This is a genomic window from Alphaproteobacteria bacterium, from assembly GCA_019695395.1.
GTDB lineage: Bacteria > Pseudomonadota > Alphaproteobacteria > JAEUKQ01 > JAIBAD01 > JAIBAD01.
In genome coordinates this window covers 1-3,854 of sequence record JAIBAD010000073.1, presented here as the reverse complement: position 1 = coordinate 3,854, position 3,854 = coordinate 1, and the positions used below count along the sequence as shown (strand labels likewise).

At 32.8% G+C, this 3,854-nt stretch carries 4 protein-coding genes and 1 pseudogene; 1 reads left to right on the top strand and 4 read right to left on the bottom strand.

What is annotated here, in order from left to right; translation table 11 throughout:
• The coding region (locus tag K1X44_08935; protein MBX7147410.1) for an esterase-like activity of phytase family protein at positions 1-686 on the top strand (686 nt) is incomplete at its 5' end.
• A 5-nt stretch (positions 687-691) separates the two neighbouring features.
• On the opposite strand, the gene tgt is transcribed toward K1X44_08935, so the two are convergent.
• The 4 genes and pseudogenes from tgt to K1X44_08915 form a co-directional block, all read right to left on the bottom strand.
• Positions 692-1,873: a tRNA guanosine(34) transglycosylase Tgt gene (gene tgt, locus K1X44_08930; protein MBX7147409.1), complete on the bottom strand. Its 1,182-nt coding sequence runs from the start codon at positions 1,871-1,873 to the stop codon at positions 692-694.
• Positions 1,874-1,888: 15 nt separating this feature from the next.
• The gene (locus K1X44_08925; GenBank protein ID MBX7147408.1) at positions 1,889-2,665 is read right to left on the bottom strand and encodes a queuosine precursor transporter; all 777 of its coding nucleotides are present in this window, start codon (positions 2,663-2,665) and stop codon (positions 1,889-1,891) included.
• Positions 2,666-2,736: 71 nt separating this feature from the next.
• Positions 2,737-3,051 carry a 50S ribosomal protein L28 gene (gene rpmB, locus K1X44_08920; protein ID MBX7147407.1) on the bottom strand — a complete coding sequence of 105 codons (315 nt, stop codon included), beginning with the start codon at positions 3,049-3,051 and terminating at the stop codon, positions 2,737-2,739.
• A gap of 100 nt (positions 3,052-3,151) precedes the next feature.
• Positions 3,152-3,373: pseudogene (locus K1X44_08915) on the bottom strand (cupin domain-containing protein).
• Positions 3,374-3,854 lie beyond the last annotated feature (481 nt).

The following is a 3,854-nucleotide window of genomic DNA, read 5'->3' as shown; positions in this document are numbered from 1 at the left end:
TAACAGGTATTAATCAAATAAAAACGGGGGAAATTTTAAATCAAAAAGCGAAAACATTTGACCATAAATGGCAAGGTGATGCAGAAGCCATGACCTTATCCACAAATAAAAGCATTATTATTGCTTTTGAAGGTAAAAATAGATTATGGCGCTATCAAAATGGACCAACCCCTTTTCAAAATGTTGGTGAAGATATTCCCATGCCAAAAAATCTTGATGGTCTTAGCGAAAATCATGGGATTGAAGCAATCGCAGAATACAAAACCAATTATTTAATTATTATGGGCGAAGGTAATGAAAAAAAGAAGGATCCTATCCCCGGCTGGTACCAAGATGATGATCACCAATGGCAACAAATTTCATTAAAATTTGATGAAGATTATACGGTGTCTGATCTTACATCATTGAATACGGATAATCTTTTACTAGTTGAAAGAAAATTAGGATGGTTTGGATGGCGTATAAGATTTTCTTTACTTTCCACCAAGCAATTAAAACCAAGCGCAACACTTGACCGAAATATTATTAGTGTTCTTTCTCTACCTTTTCCAACAGATAATTTTGAAGCCATCGCCGCTTATCCCAAAACAAATAACGAATTTATAATTTATTTGATGTCAGATGATAATCGTAACCCTTTGCAAAGAACTTTGTTTTTGCAATTTAGTTTAAATTTTGTGCATTAAATGATCTAAAGAATCCATTTTTGTTGGATGTCATCAAGTTTTTCATTTTCTATACCCCATCTTATATCTGCCATAAGATGGTTCATAAAATGTATGTTATGAAAAGTTACAAGAGACATTCCTAATAATTCTTTCACTTTAAATAAATGGTGAAGATAAGCTTTTGAAAAATTTTGGCAACAATAACACCCACATTCTGGATCAATAGGTGTATCATCTTCAGCACACCATGCATTTCGTAAATTCATGCGTTCTTGATTTTGCCGCTTTACAAGAGCATTTCCATGACGCGCTAATCTTGTTGGAATAACACAATCAAATGTATCAATACCCATTTTAACCCCATAAAATATATCGGCAATTCCCCCAATACCTAAAAGATGGACAGGTCTTTGACGATCAAGATTTTTCATGGCGAAACCAACGACCTCACGCATTTGCGTAATATCACCACCCAATGATCCCCCAACCGCATGACCAAAAAAAGGGTGATTGTTTAAAAAATCTGCTGCTTCCAATCTTAGATCTTCATAAACACCACCTTGAACAATACCATAAAGAGCTTGTCCCGTGGGTTTTGTTTCTTGCATTATTTCAAATTGTTTTAAGGAACGCAAAGCCCAGCGGTGGCTTAAGGCTAATGATTTTGCTGTATAAGCACGATCCACATGAAAAGGTGTACATTCATCCAACACAAGAATAAGATCTGCCCCTAATTTACATTGAATATCAATCGAACTTTCTGGTGTTAATATTTGTTTTGATCCATCCCAATAAGAACGAAAAATTGCCCCCTCTTCAGAAATTTTAATCAAAGTTACTGGTCTGTCATGTTGCGCTTTTCCTTTGATTTCACTGGCGACTGACCCATATCCCAAACTAAAAATCTGAAATCCACCTGAATCCGTTAACATGGGTCCATTCCAACCCATAAATTTATGTAAACCACCCCTTCTTGCTATGTAATCCGCACCAGGTTGAATCATAAGATGATAGGTATTTGCCAAAATGATTTGGGTATTTTCACGCAGCAAATCTGCAGGAGAGGCAGATTTAATTGATGCTTTAGTTGCACAAAAAATAAAATTTGGAGTTTCAATTGCCCCATGGGGGGTTATAAGATGTCCCAATCGTGCTTTCGAATTTTTATTTTCATGAATAATATTAAAAGAAAAACCAGGATACAAATTTATATCCCAATTTTACAAGGATAAAGCAGATGTATTTTTTCGATCTTGGAACGGTAAACACCGGCGGGCTAAATACATAACTGGTGTTTCGGTTAATGCCAAGGCTAATCTTATAAAATATGTACCTAAAATATAGGTAAAAATTAATGTATGCATTTCAACAGGTTCTGGTGCCAAAATATACCAAGCTAATGTGCTAAAAACTATATTATCAATTAAGGCTGATACAGCTGTTGATCCTGCGGCTCTAAGCCATAACATACGTCCCTTAGTTAGACGGCGAATTGTTTGAAAAACCCAAATATCGTTAAATTGACTTACCAAATAGGCGCACATACTTGCAACCAAAATTGCAGGTATTGGTAAAAACAAGGATAGAATATGGTTATGATTACCACCATCTTGATCAGGTGGCAATGGATGATACCCCAAAGCAATGGTCATCATCATTGTCATCATAATCATACCAGCAAAACCTAAAAGGACAGCGCGTCTTGCTACTGGTCTTCCATAATATTCTGTTAAAATATCGGTTGCCACATAGGTTGTTGAAAACAAAACAGTTCCTAAAGCAACAGGATCTGGATAAATAGAAAATTGAACAATTTTTAAAACTTGAATATTTGCAGCAATGACAGCAACAGCAATATAAATTTGTAATCCAGCAGCCCCAAATAGTCTTAAAAGAATAAACATCACCAGATAACACACAACCAAATCAATCGCCATAACCCATTCTGGAGTTAGACCATTCATTAAATTGATTATAAATTCAAAAGATATGCCCATCGCCCACAATTATTAATATAAATAGTAAAAACTAAAAAATTGCCCAATATTTCTTAAGTTTTATTTAATGACTAATTTTTAGCAGCCAAAGTCATCGTATGACCCGAGGCTCTTTTTTTAGAGATTAATTTTTTTAAACGACGTGCTTCTTTTGAAAGAACATCATTTGATTGATGTAATAGATAAGCATCTAATCCTCCTCTATGTTCAACACTTCTTAAAGCTTGAACAGAAAGTCTTAAATGGACAGAACAACCTAATGTTTCACTAATTAGATGGGTTTCTTGTAAATTTGGTAAAAAACGGCGGCGTGTTTTATTATTGGCATGGCTTACCTTATTGCCATACTGAACACCTTTACCCGAAAGAGCACAACGACGAGACATAATTTAAATCCTATATAAATATACAAGAGTTAATCTTGTATGAAATTCTGCAGAAAGATAGATTTTTAAAAGAAACAAAGAATTTCGTCAAGTATAAGCTTTATTTCGAATCACCCAACCGTTCTGTTGAACTTCGTTCAATAACCAAAGCCAAGGGCATTAATCCCGTATTATTGGCCTTAAGACAATGGCGCAAGCCCTTTGGAATCACAATACCTTCTCCTGCCTTTACTGTATAATCTCCTTGATCTGTTTGAAAATAACTTCCTTCTAACATAAGAAAAGCTTCATCTTCATTTTGATGACTATGCCATTTCAAACTCTCCCTGGAATTTAACTAAACGAATCACAAAATCATCTATATGAGCTAAATCTACAGGATTATAAGCCTTCATTATTGTATTTTTGATTTGATCTACAGAAAAATAATTTTACCGACATTTATTACCTTTCTTAATATTTAATTTATAATATTATTTTATAGTAGAGAAAAATTATTGCAATTATCCAAATAGTGTAACTTTAATAACTATAAATACAAATATTCTTCATTAAGTTATATTAAAATATATTATATATAAATATAATTTTATTTTATAAAAAATTTATTATATTATTTAAAATTTTATTAACTCTTTTTTAATAATTTCACTAAATAATTCAAAATATTTTTTTAAAAAAATATTTATTAGGAGTTATTTAATGAAACGTTTAGTGACAATTTTTACTACTACCGCAATTATATTAACCTATAATGCATATCCAACAATAGCAGCTACTATATGCTCAAGTGATAATAGTGT